Here is a 22,170-nt window from a genome sequence, read left to right as displayed (position 1 = left end):
TCTCTGTGCAATGAATTTCCGACTTGGCACACTAACCCAGCCGCTGGAACGTCAGCGTGAAGGCCACGCCGCCCTCCGTGTTGCGCGCATTGACGGTACCGCCCATCTTGGCCATGTAGGTCTTGGCGACGAAAAGCCCCTGGCCTCGGTGCTCGGATTCACCCGGCGGTGCGGGCTGGCCCGGGTCGGATACGCCCAGCTCGAAGATGCGCTCCAGCAGCTCTTCCTCGATCGTTGAGCCCTGGTTGTGCAGGGTGGCGCTGGCGGTGGATTCCGACGCGGCCAGCGTCAGCGTGATGGGCGAGCCCGCGGGGCGGTAGCGGTCGGCATTGCCCAGGATGTGGGTCACCACGTCCTCCAGCGCAAACTCGTCCGCCCGCACGATGACCGGCCCGGCACCGCCCTGGTACACCACGTTGGCAATGCCTGCAAAGTGCGCGTTGTCGGCCACATGGCGCAGGAAGGCGCCCAAGTCCAGCCGGCCCTGCGGCACATCGGCGGCCTGCAGCGCCTCGGCCGGCGAGGCCGTGCCGTAGAGCACGTGCACCGCCTGCTGCATGCGCTGCACGTAGCGGTGGCCGGGGTCGTCGGCGCCGCCGTGCAGCACCATCAGCGACTGCAGGGGCGACATGATCTCGTGCCCCACGGCGTGCCACATGTCGCGCTCCTGCTGGGCGCGCAGGCGCTCGCGCGCCAGGTCGTCCTTCACGCGCTGCAGCAGGTCGGCCAGGCCGCCGGCCAGAATGCCCAGCTCGTCCGATCCGCGCAGGTCCGACACCTCCAGGTCGCCCAGGCGCGGGCCGACATGGCCGTCCTGCACGGTGTACGACACGGCCGCGGCACGGCGGGTGAGGGCGGTCACGCGGCGCAGCAGGCCCACCTCCACTACCAGCCACGCCAGCCCGATGGCGGCCAGCATGGCGCCCAGGTACCACGACATGCGCGTGGCCACCACGGCCAGGTTCTGCTCCACGCCGCGCAGGTCGCCGGTGAAGGTGACGGCGTAGTTGCCCACGGGCGTGTCCAGCATGTCCAGGCCCGCCGGCGCCTTGGGCTGCGGGCGCCGGCCTGGGTGGGTCAGCGTGCCGTCCAGCGGCAGCCAGCTGATCAGGCGCAACAGCCAGGGGGCCGAGGGCCCCGCCTCCACTGCCGAGCCGCGCAGCGTGAGCGCCTCCTGCTCGCTGCTGCCCAGCTTGCGGATCTGCACCTTTTCGCCCGGCAGCAGCGAGCGCACCACCTCGGCCAGCGATGCCGCGGGCTGGGCGCCGGGGGTGTTGCTGTCGAACAGCGCGGGCGCGGAGCCTGGGCCCAGCATCTCCACCCGCAGGCGCATGCTGCCCAGGTCTTCGGGCGGCCACACCACGCGCTGCTTGTGGTTGAACAGCGCCTCGCGGAACAGCTCCACAGGCAACCGCACCGAGTAGAACGTGCGCCGCTGGCAGCCGGGCTGCGTTCCCGCCAGATCGCGGCACAGGTTGTTTTGCCACAGCCAGCCGCGGAAGTCGCGCACCGGGCGGGCGCGGGCGTCCAGCAGGTCGGCGCCCTCGCTGCCGTCGCTCCCGTTGCTGTGGTCCACAAAGCCGGTGAGCCGCCCGCGCGTCTGGATGCTGCCCTGCGGCGGCAGCGCCTCGAAGGGGGCTACCCATCGGTAGGTGCTGCCGCGCATATCCAGCGTGATGCGGGCGCGGTGCACGCCGGCCAGGTCCAGCACCCCGCGCTCGCGCGGAACCAGCTCGCCCGCGTAAAAACTGCCCACCAGGTAGATGAAGCCGCCCGCGTAGGGGTTGTTGCCAATGGCCGCGCAGGCCGTGGCGCCGTCGGGGTAGGCCACCGAGCAGCCCGCCATCTCCACCGCCTGCTGGGCCTTGTTCTGGTCGTCGAAATCGATGGCCGAATACGGCAGCAACAGCGGCGCCAGCGGCGTGGCGGCCTGGCCCTGCAGGTGCGCGTTGAGCAGCGCCAGCTGGCCCGACGGGTGGCGCAGCCGCGCCATCACCTCGGCCTGGCTGCGCTCGAAGCCGTGCTGGTAGCTCTGCCAGGCGCGCTCCTTTTCCTCCTTGAGCAGCACCACGCTCAGCGCCAGCGTGGCCACGGCCAGTAGCACGAACACACCACGCACGAGGATGCGCAAACGGAACGCCGGCAGGCCCAGCCGGGGCATCTCCAGGCGCGGGATTTCCAGCGCGGGGCGCAGCAGGCGTTTCATGGGCGCTTGCTGCCCGCCGAGGCGGGCAAGCCCACCCACCGGAATCCGCGCATCGGCACGTTCTCGATGCCTTCAAAGCTCGGGTCCACTTCGCGCAGCGCCTCCCGGATGGTGCTCACATGCTTGCGCACGTTGTCGCGGTTGCGGCCGCTTTTCACCACCTCGAACAGCTCGTCGTACGAGACCACTTCGCCGCTGCGCTGGTGCAGCGTGGCCAGGATGCGCTGGGCCGTCAACGGCAGGTTGATGCGCTCGCCGCGCCAGGTGGGGCTGCGCTGCCACAGCGGGTCCAGCACCAGGGCGTCGCCCGCGGGGGCAGCCGGCGCAGCGGACACGGGGGTGGCGGTGCGCAGGATGTCCAGGAAGGTCTCGATGAAGTCGGACTCCTCGAACGTGGTTTTCTGCAGGTAGTCCCACGCGTCCAGCGCCTTCATGATGCTGCGGTAGATGGCGGCCGGCATGGCCGACACCACCAGCACGGGCGTGCCCTGGCGGCGCTTGTTGATGGCGTTGATGAGCGCCACGCCCGCATGGCGCTCGCGGCCCAGCTCGATGTCGAGCACCACGGCGTCGTAATGCTCGCGCGCCAGGGCCGCCTCGGCGTCGTCGCGGGTGAACCACTGGTCGATCACGATGCCGCTCTTGGCGCTGGCAATCCAGCCGGCCAGCTGGTTGCTGGTGGGCAGGTCGTCTTCGATCACGGCAATGCGGGTCATGGCAGAGGGCGGGGCAGTGGGGGTGAGCGGATTATCCCGGCCGCCCGGGTTGATCCGGTGTGAGTTTTTCTTCCGGGGCCGGAGTGTTCACGCGGCCAGCGTGAGGGGTTTGGGCGGCGCGCCGCGTTGTTGCTTCCGGGGTGGATTCGAACAATCGGTCCTCAATGAGCCAGCCTTGGCGGCGGCCCAGAGACTGACAACAACACCGAACCCCAACCGAGAGAGAACACACCATGAAAACCACCTGGAACCGCCTCGTGCAGACCCTGAAGGGCCGCTCGTCCACCGCTTTGCCCGAGACCGGCACAGAGCCCGTGCTGGATGCTGACCTGCAAGAAGGCGCCGCCGCGGCGGACACCGCACCGGCAGCGCCCCTGAACTGGGCCTACCTGCTGCCCACCGCCCGCACCGTGCGCTGGCTGGCCGCGGGCACGGTGGTGGCGGCGGCGGGCTGGATGGTGGTTCGCAACCCGCCCGTGCAGCACATGGCGCAGGGCGAGCTGGGCGTGCGCCTGAACCAGTTCACCGGCAGCGTCAGCCTGTGGCGCGACGGCAGCGTGTGGGTGGTGCCGGGGCTGCACACGCTGCGCGTCTTCTCGCTGCGCGACCAGAGCTACCGCCCCGAGGCCATGCGCCAGGCCACGGGCAGCGCACCGCTGCAGTCGGTGGAAGGCCTGTCGCTGGGCCTGGACCTGAGCGTGCGCTACGCCCTGGACCCGAACTCGCCCGCCGTGCGCGGCGGCAACCTGCCGGACAACGTGGGCGCCGACATCGTGGAGCCGGCGGTGCAGGGCCTGGTCTACAAGGTGTTTGCCCGCTACACCGTGCGCGAGATCTTCTCGTCCAAGCGGGCCGAGATCGCGCAGACCATCGAGACCGAACTGCGTGCCCGACTGGCTGCGGACGGCGTGACGCTGCGCAGCGTGCAGATCGGCAAGGTGGACTTGCCCGCCGAATACCGCCGCGGCATGGACAGCCTGCTGGCTGAGGAGCTCGCTTCGGAAAAGATGCGCTACACGCTGGAGCTCAAAGACAAGCGCGTAAAGGAAAACGAGCTGGACGCCACGGCCGAGAAGGTGCGCCGCGAAGTAGCGGCCGAGGCTGCTGCGCGCGAGCAGGTCATCGCCGCCAAGGCCCAGGAAGAAGCCATGAAGCATGTGCTGCCCTTCAAGCAGCGACAGATCGAGCAGCGCCAGCTGGAGGCCGAAGCTGAGCGCGTGGCCCGCGTGAAGGCCGCCGAAGGCGCCGCCCAGGCCCGCCGCATCGAAGCCGCCGGCGAGGCCGAAGCCCGCCAGAAGTTGGCCGAGGCCGAGGCCTACCGCATGGACCGCATCGGCAAGGTGAACGCCGAGCAGATGGCGCGCGAAGGGGCGCTCGTGACCAAGCACCCGCTGCTCATCCAGAAGACGTTGGCCGACAAGCTCTCGGACAAGATCCAGGTCATCATCGCGCCCCCGCCCACCAACGGCGACTTCATTGGCGCCGCATTGCTGGGCGGCCAGCGCAACGCCCAGGCCGGGGCAGCGCAGGCCGCGGCGGCTGCAGACGACGCCACCGCCACCACCACGGAGCAATGAACATGAACGCCACCCTCGCAACCCTGGTGGTGGCCGTGGCCAGCGCTGCAGCCACCGTGGCGGCCGAAGCCGCTCCCACGTCCCCCGCCAGCACCCTCGGCAGCGCCATCGTGGTGCAGGACCAGGCCAGCCTGCGCGCCGCGCCGCGCGATGGCGCCCAGCAGCAGACGGTGCTCTGGCAGGGTGAAGTGCTGGAAGTGCGCGGCGAACGCCTGGACTACCTGCAGGTGTGGGACCACAAGCGCGAACGCGGCGGCTTCATCCGTGCGAGCGAGGTGCGCCGCGTGGTGCTCACCGAGGCCGAGGCCCCCGCACTGCTGGCCGTGGTGCGCTTTGTGCAGGATACGCCGGGTGCGGAGGCGCTGGGCATTGGCCTCACCGCTGCGTATCTGCAAGCTGCGCCGGCCCAGACACTGGCGGGCGCGGAGGGCGCGCAGGCCTTCGATGCGCTGGGCACCTTTGCCGACCGGCTGGCGCGCCGTGCCTCGGCGGCTGTGCCGGGCAAGGCCTCGGGCGCCACGCTGTCGGCGCACCTAGACGTGGCCAGCGGCTACGGCGTGCGCTTTGCCACCTATGAGGTGGAAGGCCGCATGCAGGTCTGCTATGACGGCGAAGCCTTCCGCCGCCTGCTGGCCCTGCCTGTGGCCGATGCCGGGCAGCGCGCCCGCGCGGCCCTGGCGCTGACCCGCCCCGAGTGCATCAACCCCGACCTGCCTGCGCACGAGCGCGCCCAGGTCACCGCCTGGCAGGCCGACGTGCTGGAGCGTGCGGACGTGGCCGGCCTGCCCGGCTACCTGCGCAACCGCGTGCAGATGCGCCGCGCCAGCGTGTGGGGCGCCACGGCTTTCCAGCAGGCCCGCAAGGGCGTGACCGACCCGGCCGTGGCGGCCGCTGCAGCCCGTGCCCTGACCGAATTCACGGGCGTGAACAAGGCGGATCTGACGGACGACGACCAGAGCACGTACAACGATGCCGCCATGCGCGTGAGTGCCGTGCGCTGGGCCTTGGTGAGTGCCGCGGCGCCTGCCACTGCGACCGCCGGCAATCGCCCCATGCTGCTGACCGAGCCCGGCGCCCCAGGGGAAAACTGCGTGCTGCTCGTGGACGCCCAGCATGGCGCCCAGGCCCCGCTGCTGCGCCGCTGCACCTATGGCGTGGTGTGGACGGCATCGGCCAGCACCAACCGCGAAGGCACGGCCGTGGCGCTGGCCGTGCAGCCGATGGAAGGCTGGCGCGAGCTGTGGGTGCTGCGCAAGAGCGAGGGCGGCTGGCTGGCCGACGTGCTGCCCCCTGCCGCCGCCACGCCCGAGACCGGCGTGGCCGAATGGGCCGGCTGGGTGCCCGGCGGCCAGCAGATGCTGGTGGCCCGCGAGGCGCGTGGCCAGGGCCGTTACCGCAAGAGCTTCGAGGTGGTGCGGCTGGATGGCTTGGCCACCGAGCGCGTGACGGGCGATGTGGCTGCGCTGCCCCTGTTCCAGCGCTGGCAAGACCCCGCCTGGAAGCGGCAGACGCTGAGCCTGCGGTGATTGGCAGGGCAGGCCGAGTGCGCTGTGCCCTCAGCCTGCCGCGGCGTTGAATTCGGCCTGCATCGACTGCACCAGCTCGGCCACGGGCGGCAGGGCATTCACGCCCGACACGGAATGGCCCGCGCTCCACAGGTCTGCCCAGCGCTGGATGACAGCGCTTTCCGAACCCCCGCCAAACTTCTCGCGCGCCGCTTGCACCGACACGGTTTCGTCCAGGTCGTCGGGGTTCAGCCCCACGCGGACGATGGACGGCTTGAGGAAGTTGGCGGGCAGCCCCGTGAAGGCGCGCGTAGCCAGCACGTCGTCCATGGAGCTGTGCAGCAGCATCTCCTTGTACGGGTCGGACGCCAGGCTCTCCTGGGTGGCGATGAAGCGCGTGCCCACGCACCCCAGGTCGCAGCCCAGGACGGTCGCGGCGCGCAGGGCAATACCGTCCGACAGGCCGCCTGAGAGCACGATGGGGCCGTCGAACATCTGGCGCACGGCGCGCACAAAGGCAAACGGGTTGGCCCAGCCGGTGTGCCCGCCAGCGCCGGACGACAGCAGAACCAGACCATCGACCCCCGCCTCCAGCGCGCGCTCCGCGTGGTGCAGCGATGCCACGTCGGCCAACACCAGGCAGCCGCCGTCGTGCAGCGTGGGAATCACCGAGGCCGGCGAGCCCACGCTGGTGATCACCAGCTCGGTGCGGTGCCGCACGATCAGATCCACCTCGGCCTTGAGCCGCTCGGGGTTGCGGCGCATGATGAGGTTCGGGCAGTACGGGGCCCGCTGTGGCTGCTCCGCAGCTTCCCGGTTCAGGCGCTGCAGCCAGGCGTCAAACTCGCCCAGTGATGCGCAGTTGGCGGTCGGGAAGGCGCCGATGACGCCTGCGGCACAGGCCGCCGACACCAGCTCGATCCCCGAGACGCGCAGCATGGGCGCCGCAATGACCGGCAGCACGAGCCGGTCCATGAAAGGCAGTCGGTTCATTGTTTTTCCATTGAATCCATCGAATCCATTGCAACCAAGGCGGGGAGGGCCGTGATGGCTTGCACGGCCTCCGCCACCAACTCATTCACGATGACCTGCAGCGGCTCGATCCGCTGCGCAAACGCAATCGACGGCCCGAGCGAGGCCATGCCGTGCTGCCAGTCGCCCTGCGCGTAGCAGCGGTCGCGCGTGGTCGTGCCGGCGAGGAGGTCGCCAAAGGCAGCGTGGTTCCGCGCGCCGGCCTGTTCTAGGGCTTGCACTTGCCGCGCGGTCTCGTTGTGCAGCACGCGCCAGGTGCTGCCCAGCGACTGCAGCAGCCGTACGGTGGCGTGCTCGTCACAGGTCAGCAGGTGCTCCTTGTAGCGCGCATGCGCGCTGATCTCTTCGCAGACCAGAAAGCGGCTACCGATGAGCACGCCATCCAGCCCCTGGGCCAGCACCGCTGCCAGCTGCCTGCCACGCCCGATGCCGCCGCCCAGCACCACCGGCACGCTGAACCGGCCGAGCGCCAGCGCGCCCAGGAGCATGGTCGGCAGCTCGTTGGCACCCGGGTGGCCGCCTTCTTCCATGCCGACCAGCGCGATGGCATCCGCGCCCGCGCGCTCGGCCGACAGCGCGTGCCGCAGGTTCGATGCCTTGTGGACCACGATGGCGTTGGAGCGGTGCAGTGCGCGGATCAGTTCGGCCGGCGCATGCCCGGCGGTCTCGAAGATCCGCACCCCATGCGCGAGCGCGGCCTCCATCCAGCGCGGCACCGCTGCATTGGCCTCGGGCCGGTGCGACAGCGTGAGGTTCACGCCAAAGGGCTTGCCCTGGGTCAGCTCCGCGCAGCGCTCCAGGGCGTCGCAGAAATCCGCCTCGCCCGCATAGGACCGCGGCGTGACGAAGCCCATGCAGCCCGCATTCACCAGCGCGGCCACGTATTGGGCGTCGGACAGCCACATCAGGCCGCCGCCCAGAATGGGGTGGTCGATCCCCAGCAGCTGGGTGATCCGTGTGCGCAGTGGGCCGGGCATCGCTTTGCTTTGCCTGTCTACCAGCCCGAGCTGCCCAGCGCGGGGCAGGGCCCCAGCACCGCGCCCTCCACCCCTTCCATGCGCACTGGAAAGCGCACCAGCGGCAGATCGGCGCCCGGCGCGAATTTGCCGCGCGAGACAAAGTGCGGCTGCGCTGCCAGTTCGGCGGGAGGCACCACGGGCGCACAAGGCACGTCGTGCCGGCACAGCAGGTCGAACGCATCGTGCGAGTCCATGCCCTCGACGGCTTGCTGGATGCGCTGGTTGATCGCGTCGGCCACGGCCTTGCGGGCCTTGTGCCCGGCGTACTCCGCGCCGTCGAAGGGCGCAAGGCCGAGCGCAGTGCACAGGCGCTTCCAGAAATGGTCCTCCAGGGCGGCAATCGAAAGGTAGCGCCCGTCCCGGCACCGGAAGGCACCGTAGGCCGCCTTGACCAGCGTGATGTCCCGCTGCGCCTGCAGCGTGTCGGCCCCGCCGGCACGGTACGCGCCCAGGCGGGGGTTCATCCAGTGCAGCGCGCAGTCCGCCAGAGCCACGTCCAGGTGCTGGCCTCGGCCGGTGGCCTGGCGCTGGAACAGTGCAGCCAGCGTGGCGGACAGGGCGTACATCGCACCGCACAGGTCGGCCACGGGCAGCCCGAAGCTCTGGGCTGGCGCGCCGGAAGGCGTGCCCGAGACGGCCAGCACGCCCGCGGCGGCCAGGTAGTTGATGTCATGCCCCGGCAGGTCGGCCCAGGGCCCCGTCTGCCCGTAGCCGCTGAGCGAGACGTAGATCAATTGCGGGTACGCCTGGCAGAGCGACGCCGCGTCCAGACCGAGCCGCGCCATCACGCCGGGGCGGTAGGACTCGACCACGACATCGGCCGACGCGATCAGCTCGCGGACCTGGGCGCGCTGGGCTTCGTCCTTGAGGTCCGCCAGCAGGCTCTGCTTGCCCCGGTTCACGGCCTCAAAGGCACCCTGGCCCAGGTGCCGCGCGTTGTCGCCATGCGGCGGGCGCTCGATCTTGAGGATGCGTGCGCCCATTTCCGCCAGGTTCTGCGTGAGGAAGGGGCCCGGCAGCAGCTCGCTGAAATCCACCACCGTGATGCCCTGCAGCGGCGGCCTGGCTGTGGCGGCGGTCATGCGCCGGCTCCTTCGGCCACGCGTTCGATGATCACGGCATCGAGCGGCAGCACGCCCTCGCCTTGCACGCCAATCCACACGGGGTTGAGGTCCATTTCCTCGATGCGATCGGCGTTGTGCACCACGAAGTCCGAGATCCGCAGCAGCAGCGTCTGCAGTGCCTCCAGGTCCGCCGGCGGGCGGCCGCGTGCGCCTTCCAGCAAGGGAAAGCACCGCATCTCGCGCACCATCGCCGCGGCCTCGCCGGCAGAAAGCGGCAGCATGCGGCGGGTCACGTCGCGCAGGATCTCCACGTAGATGCCGCCCAGGCCGAACGTCATCACATGACCGAACACCGGGTCGCGCGTGACGCCGACCATCAGCTCCAGGCCACCGCGCGGCGCCATCTTCTCGACCAGCAGGCCGTCGATGTGCGCGTCGGGCCGGTGGTGCCTGGCCGCCGCCATGATGTCCTCCCAGGCTTGGCGCAGTTCGTCGGCGCTCTGCAGCCCCACTATCACGCCGCCAATGTCGGATTTGTGGACGATCTGTTCGCTCGCAATCTTCGCCACCACGGGGTAGCCCATGGCGTTGGCGGCCGCGACGGCTTCCTCCACGGAGGGGGCCAGTGCGTTGGGCAGCAGCGGGATGCCGGCAGCCTGCAGCTGCGACTTGGCTTCGGCCTCGGAGAGGCTGCGGGTTGCCGTGGCAGGCGGCAGCGCTGCCGCAGGGTTCAGCGGCGGGTGCGCATCGCGCGCGCGCTTCCAGCGGCCGTATTCGATCCAGCGCTGGATGGCCTTGATGGCCTTGCCCACCGAACGCGGCGGTGCGAATCCGGCTTCGACCAGCATGCGATAGCCCTCGCCCATGCGGTCGCTCATCCAGATGGGAATGACGGGCGTGGCGCAGCCTTTTTGCGCCGCGATGATGGTGCGTGCCAGCTGGATCGTGGTCTCTCCATAGTCCAGCGCAATGGGAGCGATCACACAGCTCAGGTTCGGGTCCACCGCCACCGCGCTCAGCGATTTTTCGATCAGCGCCGGGTCGCTCAGCACCGCCGCAGTGGTATCCACGGGGTTGTCCAGCGCCGCGTAGGTGGGCAGCAGATCAGCAAGCGCCTGCCGCGTGTGGGGGGCAAACTGCGCAAGGGTCAGGCCCGCGGTGCCCACGGCATCCGCTGTCAAAGCGGCGGTGCCGCCCGACGAGGTGTAGATGGCCACCCCTTCGCTGGGCGCCGGCTCGCCGCGTGCGAACAGCCAGGCGGTATCGACCAGCTCGTCGATGTCATCCACCTCGATCACGCCGCACTGCTTGAACACCGCGCTGTTGACCTCGGCCGATCCGGTGAGGGACGCGGTGTGGGACTGCGCCGCCTTCTGCCCGTAGGCCGACTTGCCGACCTTGAGCGCGATCACCGGCTTGCCGTTGGCCGCGGCCCGGTTCACCGCGGCCACGAACTTCGCGCCATCCTTGATGCCTTCCAGCAAGGTCACGATCACCTGGATGTCGGGTGCATCGGCCATGTAGTGGATGAAGTCCGCCACCTGCAGGTCCACCTCGTTACCGGTGGAAGCCCACAGGCCGATGCCGATGCCGCGGTCCATGGCCTGCATCACGTTGCGCCCCAGGCCGCCGCCCTGCGTCGCCAGGCCGATGGGCCCTTTGACGAGGTCGTGCGGGAACGAGGGCGAGAAGGTCAGGCCCAGGCGGTGATTGACGTTGGTGAGGCCCGGGCAGTTGGGGCCATACAGGCGCATGCCACTGGCGTCGGCGATTTCCTTGAGCCGCACCTGGGCGCGCTCGCCTTCTTCACCGGCTTCGCCAAAGCCCGAGGTGAGCACGATGGCGAACGGCACGCCCCGCGCTGCGCACTCCTCGGCCACCGCCAGCACGCCGGAGGCGGGCACCACGATCACCGCCACATCGGGCGTAGCGGGCAGCGATGCGACGCTGGGCCAGCAGCGGCGCCCGCGGATCTCTGCCTTGGTGGGGTTGACGAGGTAGATGTCCCCGTCGAACTCGGAATAGTCCAGCAGGTTGGTCAGCGTGCGCTCCCCAATGCTGTGCGTGCGGTCCGAGGCGCCCACGAGGGCGATCGAGCGCGGGCGGATCAGTCGTGAAAGGTCGGTCAATCTTGTCTCCTGGTTGTTCTGTGGCGCGAGGGATCAGGCAATCGCCGAGATGCCCAGGATTTCGCGGCCGGCAATCAGGGTCTGCACTTCGGTGGTGCCTTCGGGGATCGTGCCGCCGCGGGTGTCGCGGAAGATGCGCTCGATGGGGTAGTCGGTGGCATAGCCCAGGCCGCCATGCACCTGCAGCGCCATGCTGGCCACTTCATGCGCGGCCTCGGTGGCGTAGAGCTTGGCGATGGAGCAGGCCGTGCGTGCGTCGGCATTGGCGTCCAGCGCGGCAGCGGCGCGCAGGCCCAGCGCACGGGCCGCCTCCACGCGGATCGTCATGTCCACGATGAGCTTTTGCACCAGCTGGAAGCTGCCGATGGGTTTGCCGAACTGCGTGCGGGTGCGGGCGTAGTCGATCGACAGGTCCAGGGCTGCCTGCGCGGCGCCCACCGCGCCCATGGCGATGTTGACGCGCGCGCTATCGAGCCCCATCAGCATCTTCTTGAGCGCATTGCCTTCTTCGCCCAGCAGGTTCTCGCGCGGCACCTTGACGTTGTCGAACGAGAGCTCTGCCGTGCCGGTGCTGCGCAACACCATCGTGTCGACACTGCGCACTTCATACGGAGATACATCGCGCTCCACCAGGAAGGTGGAGAGCCCGCCCTGGCAATCGGGGCTGAACGTGCGCGCGACCACGATGCCGAAGTCGCCAAAGGCCCCGTTGGTGATCCACAGCTTGCGGCCGTTGAGCACGTAGTGGTCCCCCTGCAGGTCGGCGCGCGTCTGCACCTGGGCGATGTTGGAGCCCGTGCCCGGCTCGCTGATGGCGTTGAACACCTTGCGCTCGGACGCCAGCAGGGGTTTCAGGAAGCGTTCGCGCTGCTCTTCGTTGGCCTCTGCGGCCAGCTTGTTGATGGCCGCGTTGGTGATGTTCACCATGGTCCGCAGCGACAGCCAGGTGTAGCCGGCTTCTTCCATGAGCATCGCCCAGGTCATCTGGTCCATGTCCATGCCGCCCAGGGCCTCGGGCAGCCGGCCGCCGATGTACCCGAACTGGGACAGCTCCTGGAGCAGTTCGAACGGGAAGGTCTTGTCCTTGTCGTGCTGGGCGACATAGGGTGCGACTTCGCTTTTCATGAAGCGGCGCACGCTGTCACGCAGCATTTCTTGTTCGGAATTCATGGCGGCAAACATGGGTAGGTCTCCTGGTAGTGAATGCGTGGGCCGGGCCGCTAGGCCGGGCTGGTGTCTTTGGCGGCGGCGCTGCGCCGCCCCGCTGGGGCCCGCAGTGGCGGTGTGGCGTTGGGTGCGTGGAACACGAGGGCCTGCACCTCCTTGAGCGCCTGCAGGCAGGCCTCCTGCGTGCGGCGCAGCCGTTCCGTGGGCCCGGCGATTGACAGCGCCAGCGGCTCGTCGCCCAGGTAGCCGGCCACGGCAATCGCGGCCAGTCCGTCAAAGCCTTCGTTTTCCACCCACATCCAGCCCTGCTGGCGGGCTTGCTCCACCTGCGCCTCCAGCACCGCGAGGTCGGTGATGGAGCCGGGGGCAATCTGCTTGAGCGGCTTGAGCCGCAGCTGGCGCGCGGCTTCCTCGGGCGTGCCCAGCGACAGGACAGCCTTGCCCAGGGCGGAGACGTGCAGGGCAATCTTGTTGCCCACGTTTTCCACATAGCGCAGCGGGTGCGTGCCTTCGGCAAAGGCCAGCACCTTCACGACGCCCGCCTCGACCCGGCCGCACATGCCGGTCTCGCCGGTCTTGTCGCGCAGCAGCTCGCAGGCTTCCGAGGCCACGGCGTAGAGCGAGTCACCTGCGGCGATGCCCTTGGCAATGGTGAGCAGGCGGGCCGTGGGATAGAAGCGCCGCGTGCGTGCGGTGCGCATCAGGTACCCCAGTTCGTGCAGCGTGTGCAACAGGTCGGAGCAGCTGCTCTCCGGCAAATCCATCAGGCGTGCGAGGTCGGAGTTGGAGAGTTCGCGGCGTTCGCGGGCGAACACCTCCAGTAGGGCCATGGTGCGCGAGGCGGCGGGGACGATGGTAGGCATTTTTTCTCCGGTATTTCGTAGATATCAACGAATCATAGCTAGGGAGATGCGTGATTGCTTTTGTGTTGTTGGGAGAAATTTTCAGCAAAACCTCTGTCAATCAAGCGACTCCAGGTATTGCATGTCTACGAAATGTTGAAGTATTCTACGACCAGCCGCAATCAAGTGGCAATACAAAACGGAGACAAGCATGCGTAGAACCTTGCGAAAACTGGTGGTTTTTGGCGTGGCCTCGCTGGCCGTTGGCGTCCTTCATGCGGCGGGCGATGCCTGGCCCAGCAAGCCCATCACCTTCGTGGTGCCGTTCCCGCCCGGGGGCATCACGGACAACACGTCGCGGCTTCTGGCCAAGCTGCTCAGCACGCAGCTGGGCCAGTCGGTGGTGGTGGACAACCGGCCGGGCGCCGGCGGCTCCATCGGGGTCGAGTCGGCGTCGCGCCAGCCGCCGGACGGCTACACCCTCATTTACGGCACGCAGGGAACGCATGGCGCCAACCTGGCGCTGTACAAGAACGTGCGCTACGACCCGGTGGCGGATTTCGTGCCCGTGCACGCCATGTCCGAGACGCCGCTGATGCTGGTGATCAACCCTTCGCGCCCGTTCAAAACAGTGCCCGAGCTGATTGCCTATGCCAAGGCCAACCCCGGCAAGCTCAACTACGGCTCTGCGGGGCCGGGCACCGGCACCCACCTCACGGCCGAGCTGTTCCAGACCGCGGCGGGCATCAAGATGACCCACGTGCCGTACCGCGGCAGCGCCCCCGCGCTCACCGACCTCATGGCCGGCAGCATCGACCTGATGTTCGACTACCCGGCCGTGGTGCTGCCCCAGGTGCAGGCCAACAAGCTCAAGGCGATCGCGGTGACTTCCAAGACCCGGCTGGCCAGCTCGCCCGACGTGCCCACCGTGGGCGAGCTGGGTGTTCCGGAAGCCGAGTCGACGGCCTGGGGCGCCGTGTTCGCGCCGGCCAAGACACCGCCGGACATCGTGAAGCGCCTGGGCGACGAGATCGCCAAGGCCATCGTGAACCCCGAAATGGTGCAGGCCACGGAGAAGTTCGGCAGCGTGCCGCTTGTTGGCCTGCGCGACGCCAAGCTGGGCGCCTTCGTGAAGTCGGAGATGACCCGCTGGCGCACCGTGGTCCAGCAGTCCGGCGCCAAGCTCGACTGATGTGCCGGGCGGCGCGCGCACGACCACCCCATTCCTCTTTTCTTTGACACCCATCCTGCCCATGACTGATACCCAGGCTTCCCTGAAGCCGGCGCAGCCCACGCTCTACGCGCTGGCTGAAGACGGCCGCTCCCTCAACTTCCTCTTCACGCAATGCGGCGCCTGCGGGGGCTTAAGCTTTCCGGCCAATGTGCCGGGCTGCATGCATTGCGGGCAGCCGCTGGAAGGCGCCGCGCAAGTCGCCCGCCCTGGCGGCGGGGAGTTGCTGGAATTCGTCACCCTGCATGTGCCGCTGCTGCCCGGCATGGCCGCGCCCAGCATTGCCGGGGACATCCGTATCGCGCCCGGAATCATCGAAGAGGGCGTGATTGCCGTCGCCGATGAAGCGCTGCTGCGGCCCGGCATGGCCCTGCAGGCAGTGGCGGCGGTGAATGCAGCCGACGGCGTGTACGCCTGCCGCTTTGTTCCTGTGAACCCGGAGGCCGTGCAATGAGCGACGCTGACACCCAGGCTGGCAACTGGCTCGACGCCAACGGTGGCGTCTTCATTGCCGGCATCGGCCTGCACCCCTACCAGTTCCCCACCGAGACGCCCTACACCGTGCTGGGCCTCACGGCGGTGCGCGCAGCGCTGGCCGACGCAGGCGTACCGTGGGATCGCGTGCAAAGCGCCTATGTGGGCACGACCTCCATCGGCATGGCCGCGGGCCGCGTAATGCTGCGCCACCTCGGGTCTTCCGGCCTGGCGGTGACGCAGGTAGAGAACGCTTCTGCCTCCGGCTCGTTCGCCTTCCGCCAGGCCTGCATGGAAGTGGCCACCGGCATGAGCGATGTGGTGCTGGCCGTGGGCGTGGACAAGCACGGCGACGGCCGCCGCGCAGCCAACAAGGACGGCCTGGAGCGGCTGAGCGAGACGGCCACCATCCCGGCGGTCAAGTTCGCCATGATGGCGCGCACCTACCTGCGCGAACGCGGTGCCTCGGTGGAAGAGATGGCTGGCGTGGCGGTGAAGAACCACGCCAACGCGGCGCGCAATCCGTTCGCGCAGTTCCGCAAGCCGCGCACGCTGGAGCAGGTGCTGGCGTCGCCCCGCGTGGTGGGCGACCTCACCGTGCAGCAGTGCTGCCCCCGGGGCGAAGGGGCAGCCGCCGTGATGGTGGTCTCGGGCAACGCGATCCGCAAGATGGGTCTGGATGCGCGCCGCTGCGTGCGCGTGCGGGCATCGGTTGCGGGCAGCGAGCGCCCCGAGACGCACTACGGCGACAGCGCCGTGGAACTGGTGCGCACCAGTGCGCAAGCGGCTTTTGAGCAGGCCGGCATCGCGCCCCGGGAGCTGGACCTGCTGGAGCTGCACGACGCCTTCTCGGTAGAGGAGCTGCTGTACAGCGAGGCCATCGGCGTGTGCGATCCCGGCGAAGGCGCGCGCTACCTGGCACGCGGAGATTCGCAGATTGGCGGCCGGTGCGCCATCAATGCCTCGGGCGGCCTGATCGGCATGGGCCATCCGCTGGGTCCCACCGGCATCGGCCAGCTCGCGGAAATCACCCGCCAGCTGCGCGGTGAGGCCGAGGGCCGCCAGCACGCCCGCGCGCGCTGGGGCATGGCCCACATGATCGGGCTCGGCTCCGTCTCCGTCGCCCACGTGCTCTCGGCATCCGCCTGAAGCGCCCCTGCCCATTCTTTGAAAGCAAGCCAATGACGACCCCTGACATCCAGGACCTGGGCACACTGCTCTACGAAGTGCGCGACCGCGTGGCGGTGATCACGCTGAACCGGCCCGACCGCATGAACACGCTGGGCGGCACCATGAAAGCCGACCTGGCCCGCGCGTTCTTTGAACTGGCGAGGAACGACGACCGTGTGCGGTCCGTGCTCATCACCGGCAGCGGAGACAAGGCGTTCTGCGCCGGTGCCGACATCAAGGAGCGCGCCACCGACGTGGTGCGCGGCACGGAATACTTCGTGCGCCAGAAGGCCACGCACGAGCTGTTCCGCAACATCGAGGAGTTCGAGAAGCCCGTCATCGCCGCCATCAACGGCGTGGCCCTGGGCGGCGGGCTGGAGATTGCGCTGTGCTGCGATCTGCGCATCGCTGCCGATCACGCCCGCTTCGGCCTTCCGGAGCTCAAGCTGGGCGTGATCCCCGCGGCCGGCGGCACGCAGCGCCTGCCCCGGGTGATTGGCGAAGCCCGCGCCAAGGAACTGATCCTCACGGCCGACCTGGTGGATGCCGAGACCGCGCTGCGCTACGGACTGGTCAGCCGCGTGCTGCCGCAAGCCGAACTGATGGCCGCCGCGATGGAGCTGAGCCAGCGCATCGCCCGCCATCCCCCGCTGGCCGTGCGCTTTGCCAAGCGCGCCATCAACCGCGGCATGCAGACCGACCTGGACTCGGGCCTGGAGTACGAGCGCTATGCGGCCGCCATGATCGTCGACAGCGAAGACCGCCTGGAGGGCATGCGCGCCTTCGTCGAGAAGCGCGAACCCCAATTCAAGGGACGGTAGTGCGGCACCGCACGCGTTCCCCCATTCAAACAGCCAACACGAAAAGGAATCCCATGCAACTCGGATTGAACGGACAGGTCGCGCTCGTCACGGGCGGCGGCCAAGGGGTGGGTCGGCAGATCTGCATCGAACTGGCGGCCGAAGGCGCGCGCGTCGTGGTGAACGACCTGTTTGCCGAGCGCGCCCAGGCGGTGGCAGATGAAATCAACGCCACGGGCGGCCAGGCCTATGCGGCGCCTGCGGACATCACGAAGCTGGAGGAGGTCGATGCCATGGTGGCCGGCGCCGCCCGGCATTTCGGTGCGCCCATCACGGTGCTGGTGAACAACGCGGGCATCATCCCCGAGCGCCGCGAGAAGGGCGGCCGCACGCCCCCCTTTGTGGACACGCCCGTGGCGGACTGGGCCAAGATCGTGAACCTGAACGTCTACGGCACCATGCACTGCTGCCGCGCCGTGCTGCCCGGCATGGTGGAGCGCAAGACAGGCCGCATCATCAACATCATCTCGGAAGCCGGCCGCATCGGCGAGGCCAACATGGCCGTGTATTCGGGCGCCAAGGCGGCGATTGCCGGCTTCGCCAAGGCCCTCGCGCGGGAGCATGGCCGCCATGCGGTCACCGTCAACTCCATCGCGCTGGGCGCCGTGTCCCACGAGGGCATCAAGGACGGCCCGCTGAACATCCACGCCACGGTGGAGAACAACGAGCTGCTGGGCAAGATGCTCAATGCCTATCCCATCTCCAAGGGCGTGGGGCGCCTTTCGCGGCCGGCCGATGTGTCGGGCATCGTGGCGTTCCTGGCGTCGGACCGTGCGCTGTTCATCACCGGGCAGACCATCGGCGCCTCGGGCGGGTTCGCGATGGTTTGACGCCAGGCGGTGCGCCCCGGCGCCCGCCGCGCTCTGCATCTCCCGCTGCGCTACCGCACACACACAAGAAACCAGGAGACAAGTCCATGATGAACCGCCGCCATTTCTCGGCCTCTCTGGGAGCGCTGGCGCTCTCGCCCTCGGCCTTCGCGCAGGGCAGCTACCCGCAGCGTCCCATCACCCTTGTGGTGCCGTTCTCCGCGGGCAGCGTGGTGGATGTGCAAGCCCGGCTGATCGCGCGGGCGCTGAGCGACAACCTGGGCCAGCCCATCGTCATCGACAACCGGGTCGGGGTGAGCGGCTCCATCGGCGCCGAGTTCGTGTCCCGGGCCGCGCCCGACGGGTACACCCTCCTGATCGGCACGCAAGGGACACAGGGCACGAACACGGCGCTCTTCAAGAACATCCGCTACGACCCGGTCAAGGACTTCGTGGCCATCCACGGGCTGACGGGGAACGCGAACGTGCTGGTCGCCAATCCCGGCCTGAAGTTCAGCACCGTGGCCGATGTGATTGCCTTTGGCAAGCGCAACCCGGGAAAGCTCAACTTCGGGTCGGGCGGCAACGGCACGTCGGCGCACCTGTGCCTGGAACTGCTGCAAACCGAGACGGGTGCGCGTTTCAACCACATCCCCTACAAGTCCAGCACGGCGGCCATGGTCGACCTGATTGCCGGGAACCTGGATGTGATGTTCGACTACGTGCAGACCTCCCGGGCGCAGATCCGCGACGGGAAAATCACCGCGCTGGCCGTGACCAGCCCCGGCCGCCTGGCCGTGCTGCCCAACGTGCCCACCATGGCCGAGGCCGGAATCCCCAGCGTGGTGGCCATGAACTGGGGCGGTGTCTTTGCCCCGGCCCACACACCGGCGCCCATCGTCAAGCGCTTGTCCGATGCGGTGGGCCGGGCACTGAACTCGCCCGAGGTCACGGCGTCGCTGGATGCGGTCTCGAGCGTGAAGATGGGCATGCCGCACGAGGAGTTCGTGCCCTTCGTTGCGGCCGAAGCCGCCAAGTGGGGCGAGGTGATTCGCAAGTCTGGAGCGAGCCTGTGATGCCCGCGCGCCAAGTCGCCGTGGTCACTGGCGCGGGCAGCGGCATCGGCCGCGCGCTGGCCCTGGCCTGCGCCCGCGAAGGCATGGCGGTGGTGGCGGCCGATATCGAGGCTGATGCCCTGGCGCAAACGCAGGCGCTGGTGGAAGCCGCAGGCGCTGCGTGCATGGTGCAGCGCTGCGATGTGTCCGACGCCGCGGACGTGGAGCAGCTGGCCGAGGCCAGTTGGCGCCGGTGGGGCGGCGTGGACTGGCTTTTCAACAACGCCGGCGTGGCCGTGCTCGGGACAGCCTGGGAAGCCACGGACGACGACTGGCAGTGGGTGCTGGGTGTCAACCTGATGGGCGTGGTGCATGGCGTGCGCAGCTTTGTTCCGCGCATGCGCGCCCGGGGCACGCCGGCCCACATCGTCAACACCGCGTCGGCCGCCGGCCTCGCCACCGTCGGGGGCTCCGCCGTGTACTGCGCCAGCAAGCATGCAGTCGTCGCCTACTCGGAATGCCTGGCCAAGGATCTGGAGCAGGCGGGCTCGCCCATCGGCGTGTCGGTGCTGTGCCCTTCTCTGGTGGCCACGCGCATCCACGAGTCGCAGCGCAACCGGCCCGCCGCTTTGGCAGGGGCCGGCCCGACGGCGGCGGCCTATGAAGAGCGGGTGCGCGCCGGCATGGCCGCCTCCGCCGTCAGTGCCGAGGATGTCGCGCGCGCCGCCGTCGAGGCGATTCACGCGCGCCGCTTCTACGTCATTCCCCACGCACACACGGGTGCGTCCGTGAGAGACCGCGCCCAAAAAATCATGGGCGATTTCCAAGCCATTCACCAGGAGACTTTTCAATGACCGCAGCCTACCCATCGGACGAGCTTTCGGCTCTCCAGGACCAGGTCCGAACACTCGCGGAACGCGTGGAACAGATGGAGAGCATCGAAGCCATCCGCGCACTGCGCGCCCGCTACCACGAACTCGTGAACGAGGATGCGGGCCACCGCCTCTACGAACTGTTTGCCCCCGGCGCGTACGTGGCCTACGGCGGACGTCCCGAGGTGCAAGGGCGCGACAACATCCGCGCGTTCTTCGCCTCGTTTCCTGTGCAAACGGCCCGGCAGTTCATCCACAGCCATGTCGTGCAGGTGCAGGGCGACCGGGGCACGGGGTCCAGCTACCTGGACGGCCGGCCCGTGCGGGACGGCAAGAGCTTCTATGTGGTGGGTCGCTTTGACGACGAATACATCCGCCTGGACGGGCAGTGGTTCTTTCAGCGGGTCACCTTGAGCGTGCACTACATGATCGAGGCCACCGAGCGCTGGGACCACCTCATTCCGCTGCAAGGAGCTCATTGATGCGCGGTGCTGAAACCAGGGCCTCGTTGCCTGCCTTGTTTGATCTGACCGGCCAGCGGGCGTTGGTGACCGGCGCCGCCAGCGGCCTGGGCCTCGCCATCGCAGAAGCCTTGCTGGACGCGGGCGCGGAAGTCGTGCTGTCCGACAGCAACGCCCAGGCGCTGGACGCCGAAGTGCAGCGCCTGCGCCAGACGCATGCGCAGGTGCAGCAGCGGGTGATCGACGTCAGCGATGGCGCCGAGGTGGACCGCCACATCGACGCTATCGCGGCCGAGGGCCCGATCGACTGCGTGTTTGCCAACGCGGGCATGAGCGCGGGACGCGGCTTTCTGGTGGAGCCGGGGCGCCTGGAGAACGTGGACCCGGCAGCGTGGGAGCGGGTGTTGCAGGTGAACCTGACGGGGGTGCTGGCCACGCTGCGCGCGTCCGCGCGCCACATGAAGCCGCGCCAGCAGGGGCGGATCATCGTGACCTCGTCCATCGCGGGGATGCGGTCCGAGGCGAACTCCGGCTACGCCTACGTGGCCTCCAAGGCCGCGGTGAACAACCTCGTGCGCCAGGCGGCCATCGAGCTGGCGCCTTTCAACATCCTGGTGAACGCCATCGCCCCCGGCCCCTTCGCCACCGGCATCAACGGCGGCCGCCTGCGCCTGCCGGAGAGTGCCGAACGCATGCGCATCTACATTCCGCTGGGCCGCATCGCCGAGCCGCGCGAGATCCAGGGGCTGGCGCTGCTGTTGGCGTCGCCGGCCTCCAGCTACATGACCGGTGCCATCATCCCCATCGACGGCGGCGCCAGCGCGCGTTAGCGCCAAGGCGGAATCTTATGTCCGCCCGTCCCTTCGTCCGCGCCACAACAACCCGAGGAGCCACCGCCATGATCATCATCACAGGCCACGTCATCGCACGCCCAGACACGGAGGCCGAGGTGGAGCGGCTGGCCGTGGAGCACGTGCTGCGCTCCCGGGCCGAGCCGGGATGCGTGTCGCACGAGGTCAGCCGCGACGTGCAGCAGCCGCGGCGTTTTGTGTTTGTGGAGCAGTGGAGCGACCTGGCGGCGCTCCAGGCGCATTTCCGTGTGGAGGCGTCGCGGACGTTTGCGCAGGCCATGGCCGAGCGGTGCGAGGGCCGCCCGCAGATAGCCATCTACCAGGCGGAGGCCATTCGCATGGGGTGACGGGGCTGGGGCGGCGTAGCCCTGGAGACGTGGGCACCCTTACCATTTGCGGTTTTCCCACTTCTTTTCAGCTGTTGTGAACTTTCTTCCGGTAGATCCGTCCCGCCTGGACGCCGCCATCATCGACCTGGACGGCACCATGGTGGACACCCTCGGTGATTTCAGCGAGGCGCTGAACCGCATGCTGCGGGACCTGGGCCTGCAGGCCGTCGGCGCGAGCGCCATCGCGTCGATGGTGGGAAAAGGCTCCGAGCATTTGCTGCGTTCGGTGCTCAACCACGTGCTGGCGCCCGTCGATGTGGCGCAGCGTGCTACCCAAGTGGACGCGCTCTACCCGCAGGCCTGGGCCAGCTACCAGCGGCACTACCTGGCCATCAACGGCCAGTACGCCGCCGTGTACCCCGGCGTGGAAGAGGGCCTGGCCGCCTTGCGCGCGGCCGGGCTGCGCCTGGCGTGCCTGACCAACAAGCCCACCGCGTTTGCGCTGCCGCTGCTGGAGGCCAAGGGCCTGGGGGGGCTCTTCGCGCAGGTGTTCGGCGGCGACGCCTTTGAGCGCAAGAAGCCCGATCCGCTGCCCCTCGCCAAAACCTGCGAAGCCCTGGGCACGGCGCCGGCGCGCACGCTGATGGTGGGCGATTCCAGCAACGATGCGCAGGCGGCGCGCGCTGCGGGCTGCCCGGTGGTGCTGGTCACCTACGGCTACAACCACGGCCAGCCGGTGCGGGCCGTGGATGCAGACGGGTTTGTGGATTCGCTGGGAGAGCTGCTCCAAAAATAGGAGCT

General features: G+C 69.0%; 21 protein-coding genes. 13 read left to right on the top strand and 8 right to left on the bottom strand.

The genetic code is table 11. The annotated features are described in order from the left end of the window. Positions 1 to 31: 31 nt before the first annotated feature. Both LWW96_RS11100 and LWW96_RS11095 read right to left on the bottom strand, forming a co-directional pair. Positions 32 to 2,206, bottom strand: a complete 2,175-nt coding sequence (locus tag LWW96_RS11100; RefSeq protein ID WP_291486937.1) for a HAMP domain-containing sensor histidine kinase — start codon at positions 2,204 to 2,206, stop codon at positions 32 to 34. Continuing rightward, positions 2,203 to 2,922, bottom strand: coding sequence for a response regulator (locus LWW96_RS11095; protein WP_291486935.1), 720 nt, complete (start codon positions 2,920 to 2,922; stop codon positions 2,203 to 2,205). The genes LWW96_RS11100 and LWW96_RS11095 overlap by 4 nt, the downstream gene beginning before the upstream one ends. Positions 2,923 to 3,155: 233 nt before the next feature. Between LWW96_RS11095 and LWW96_RS11090 the strand changes: the two genes are divergently transcribed. Both LWW96_RS11090 and LWW96_RS11085 read left to right on the top strand, forming a co-directional pair. Beyond that, a complete protein-coding gene (locus tag LWW96_RS11090) occupies positions 3,156 to 4,499 on the top strand; it encodes an SPFH domain-containing protein (RefSeq protein ID WP_291486933.1) in 1,344 nt (447 codons plus the stop codon). A 2-nt stretch (positions 4,500 to 4,501) separates the two neighbouring features. Next, positions 4,502 to 6,025, top strand: a complete 1,524-nt coding sequence (locus tag LWW96_RS11085) for a hypothetical protein (RefSeq protein WP_291486931.1) — start codon at positions 4,502 to 4,504, stop codon at positions 6,023 to 6,025. Positions 6,026 to 6,055: 30 nt separating this feature from the next. On the opposite strand, the gene LWW96_RS11080 is transcribed toward LWW96_RS11085, so the two are convergent. From LWW96_RS11080 to LWW96_RS11055, 6 genes are read right to left on the bottom strand one after another with little or no spacing between them, the layout of a single operon-like run. Next, complete coding sequence (locus LWW96_RS11080; RefSeq protein ID WP_291486929.1) at positions 6,056 to 6,997, bottom strand: nitronate monooxygenase; 942 nt, start codon at positions 6,995 to 6,997, stop codon at positions 6,056 to 6,058. Further along, entirely contained in the window at positions 6,994 to 8,013 is a 1,020-nt protein-coding gene (locus LWW96_RS11075) for a nitronate monooxygenase (RefSeq protein WP_291486927.1), read from the bottom strand. The genes LWW96_RS11080 and LWW96_RS11075 overlap by 4 nt, the downstream gene beginning before the upstream one ends. 17 nt (positions 8,014 to 8,030) lie before the next feature. Then, complete coding sequence (locus LWW96_RS11070; RefSeq protein ID WP_291486925.1) at positions 8,031 to 9,137, bottom strand: CoA transferase; 1,107 nt, start codon at positions 9,135 to 9,137, stop codon at positions 8,031 to 8,033. Continuing rightward, positions 9,134 to 11,248, bottom strand: a complete 2,115-nt coding sequence (locus LWW96_RS11065; RefSeq protein WP_291486923.1) for an acetate--CoA ligase family protein — start codon at positions 11,246 to 11,248, stop codon at positions 9,134 to 9,136. The genes LWW96_RS11070 and LWW96_RS11065 overlap by 4 nt, the downstream gene beginning before the upstream one ends. A gap of 33 nt (positions 11,249 to 11,281) precedes the next feature. Continuing rightward, positions 11,282 to 12,418, bottom strand: coding sequence for an acyl-CoA dehydrogenase family protein (locus LWW96_RS11060; RefSeq protein WP_291486921.1), 1,137 nt, complete (start codon positions 12,416 to 12,418; stop codon positions 11,282 to 11,284). A 50-nt stretch (positions 12,419 to 12,468) separates the two neighbouring features. After that, positions 12,469 to 13,278, bottom strand: a complete 810-nt coding sequence (locus LWW96_RS11055) for an IclR family transcriptional regulator (RefSeq protein WP_291486919.1) — start codon at positions 13,276 to 13,278, stop codon at positions 12,469 to 12,471. A 190-nt stretch (positions 13,279 to 13,468) separates the two neighbouring features. Between LWW96_RS11055 and LWW96_RS11050 the strand changes: the two genes are divergently transcribed. The 11 genes from LWW96_RS11050 (at position 13,469) to gph (ending at position 22,165) form a co-directional block, all read left to right on the top strand. Beyond that, positions 13,469 to 14,449 carry a tripartite tricarboxylate transporter substrate binding protein gene (locus LWW96_RS11050; RefSeq protein WP_291486918.1) on the top strand — a complete coding sequence of 327 codons (981 nt, stop codon included), beginning with the start codon at positions 13,469 to 13,471 and terminating at the stop codon, positions 14,447 to 14,449. Positions 14,450 to 14,510: 61 nt separating this feature from the next. Beyond that, positions 14,511 to 14,942, top strand: a complete 432-nt coding sequence (locus LWW96_RS11045; RefSeq protein WP_291486917.1) for a zinc ribbon domain-containing protein — start codon at positions 14,511 to 14,513, stop codon at positions 14,940 to 14,942. Next, on the top strand, positions 14,939 to 16,111 hold the full coding sequence (locus LWW96_RS11040; protein WP_291486915.1) for a thiolase family protein: 1,173 nt from the start codon (positions 14,939 to 14,941) through the stop codon (positions 16,109 to 16,111). Before LWW96_RS11045 ends, LWW96_RS11040 begins: the two co-directional genes overlap by 4 nt. A 32-nt stretch (positions 16,112 to 16,143) precedes the next feature. After that, a complete protein-coding gene (locus tag LWW96_RS11035) occupies positions 16,144 to 16,953 on the top strand; it encodes an enoyl-CoA hydratase-related protein (RefSeq protein ID WP_291486914.1) in 810 nt (269 codons plus the stop codon). 53 nt (positions 16,954 to 17,006) lie between these two features. Further along, positions 17,007 to 17,822 (top strand): SDR family NAD(P)-dependent oxidoreductase, encoded by an 816-nt coding sequence (locus tag LWW96_RS11030; RefSeq protein WP_291486912.1) that lies wholly within the window; start codon positions 17,007 to 17,009, stop codon positions 17,820 to 17,822. 86 nt (positions 17,823 to 17,908) lie between these two features. After that, positions 17,909 to 18,877, top strand: coding sequence for a tripartite tricarboxylate transporter substrate binding protein (locus LWW96_RS11025; protein ID WP_291486910.1), 969 nt, complete (start codon positions 17,909 to 17,911; stop codon positions 18,875 to 18,877). Then, entirely contained in the window at positions 18,877 to 19,710 is an 834-nt protein-coding gene (locus LWW96_RS11020; RefSeq protein ID WP_291486908.1) for an SDR family NAD(P)-dependent oxidoreductase, read from the top strand. Before LWW96_RS11025 ends, LWW96_RS11020 begins: the two co-directional genes overlap by 1 nt. Next, a complete protein-coding gene (locus LWW96_RS11015) occupies positions 19,707 to 20,210 on the top strand; it encodes a nuclear transport factor 2 family protein (RefSeq protein ID WP_291486906.1) in 504 nt (167 codons plus the stop codon). The genes LWW96_RS11020 and LWW96_RS11015 overlap by 4 nt, the downstream gene beginning before the upstream one ends. A gap of 35 nt (positions 20,211 to 20,245) precedes the next feature. Next, on the top strand, positions 20,246 to 21,019 hold the full coding sequence (locus LWW96_RS11010; protein WP_291486904.1) for an SDR family NAD(P)-dependent oxidoreductase: 774 nt from the start codon (positions 20,246 to 20,248) through the stop codon (positions 21,017 to 21,019). Between the two features lie 68 nt (positions 21,020 to 21,087). After that, on the top strand, positions 21,088 to 21,387 hold the full coding sequence (locus LWW96_RS11005) for a putative quinol monooxygenase (protein WP_291486903.1): 300 nt from the start codon (positions 21,088 to 21,090) through the stop codon (positions 21,385 to 21,387). A 76-nt stretch (positions 21,388 to 21,463) separates the two neighbouring features. Next, the gene (gene gph, locus LWW96_RS11000) at positions 21,464 to 22,165 is read left to right on the top strand and encodes a phosphoglycolate phosphatase (protein WP_291486901.1); all 702 of its coding nucleotides are present in this window, start codon (positions 21,464 to 21,466) and stop codon (positions 22,163 to 22,165) included. Positions 22,166 to 22,170: the final 5 nt, after the last annotated feature.

It is taken from the genome of Acidovorax sp. (assembly GCF_021287135.1).
In the GTDB taxonomy this organism is placed as follows: Bacteria; Pseudomonadota; Gammaproteobacteria; order Burkholderiales; family Burkholderiaceae_C; genus Acidovorax.
Note: the sequence above shows the minus strand (reverse complement) of the source record. Positions and strands in the feature narration are given on the sequence as shown.

What these genes read in the sequence shown, in the direction of transcription:
- LWW96_RS11025 (WP_291486910.1), top strand. Translation starts at nt 17,909, where the DNA reads ATGATGAACCGCCGCCATTTCTCGGCCTCTCTGGGAGCGCTGGCGCTC.
- LWW96_RS11055 (WP_291486919.1), bottom strand. Translation starts at nt 13,278, where the DNA reads ATGCCTACCATCGTCCCCGCCGCCTCGCGCACCATGGCCCTACTGGAG.
- LWW96_RS11020 (WP_291486908.1), top strand. Translation starts at nt 18,877, where the DNA reads ATGCCCGCGCGCCAAGTCGCCGTGGTCACTGGCGCGGGCAGCGGCATC.
- LWW96_RS11050 (WP_291486918.1), top strand. Translation starts at nt 13,469, where the DNA reads ATGCGTAGAACCTTGCGAAAACTGGTGGTTTTTGGCGTGGCCTCGCTG.
- LWW96_RS11090 (WP_291486933.1), top strand. Translation starts at nt 3,156, where the DNA reads ATGAAAACCACCTGGAACCGCCTCGTGCAGACCCTGAAGGGCCGCTCG.
- LWW96_RS11070 (WP_291486925.1), bottom strand. Translation starts at nt 9,137, where the DNA reads ATGACCGCCGCCACAGCCAGGCCGCCGCTGCAGGGCATCACGGTGGTG.
- LWW96_RS11015 (WP_291486906.1), top strand. Translation starts at nt 19,707, where the DNA reads ATGACCGCAGCCTACCCATCGGACGAGCTTTCGGCTCTCCAGGACCAG.
- LWW96_RS11045 (WP_291486917.1), top strand. Translation starts at nt 14,511, where the DNA reads ATGACTGATACCCAGGCTTCCCTGAAGCCGGCGCAGCCCACGCTCTAC.
- LWW96_RS11035 (WP_291486914.1), top strand. Translation starts at nt 16,144, where the DNA reads ATGACGACCCCTGACATCCAGGACCTGGGCACACTGCTCTACGAAGTG.
- LWW96_RS11075 (WP_291486927.1), bottom strand. Translation starts at nt 8,013, where the DNA reads ATGCCCGGCCCACTGCGCACACGGATCACCCAGCTGCTGGGGATCGAC.
- LWW96_RS11005 (WP_291486903.1), top strand. Translation starts at nt 21,088, where the DNA reads ATGATCATCATCACAGGCCACGTCATCGCACGCCCAGACACGGAGGCC.
- LWW96_RS11100 (WP_291486937.1), bottom strand. Translation starts at nt 2,206, where the DNA reads ATGAAACGCCTGCTGCGCCCCGCGCTGGAAATCCCGCGCCTGGAGATG.
- LWW96_RS11030 (WP_291486912.1), top strand. Translation starts at nt 17,007, where the DNA reads ATGCAACTCGGATTGAACGGACAGGTCGCGCTCGTCACGGGCGGCGGC.
- LWW96_RS11040 (WP_291486915.1), top strand. Translation starts at nt 14,939, where the DNA reads ATGAGCGACGCTGACACCCAGGCTGGCAACTGGCTCGACGCCAACGGT.
- LWW96_RS11080 (WP_291486929.1), bottom strand. Translation starts at nt 6,997, where the DNA reads ATGAACCGACTGCCTTTCATGGACCGGCTCGTGCTGCCGGTCATTGCG.
- LWW96_RS11060 (WP_291486921.1), bottom strand. Translation starts at nt 12,418, where the DNA reads ATGAATTCCGAACAAGAAATGCTGCGTGACAGCGTGCGCCGCTTCATG.
- LWW96_RS11095 (WP_291486935.1), bottom strand. Translation starts at nt 2,922, where the DNA reads ATGACCCGCATTGCCGTGATCGAAGACGACCTGCCCACCAGCAACCAG.
- LWW96_RS11085 (WP_291486931.1), top strand. Translation starts at nt 4,502, where the DNA reads ATGAACGCCACCCTCGCAACCCTGGTGGTGGCCGTGGCCAGCGCTGCA.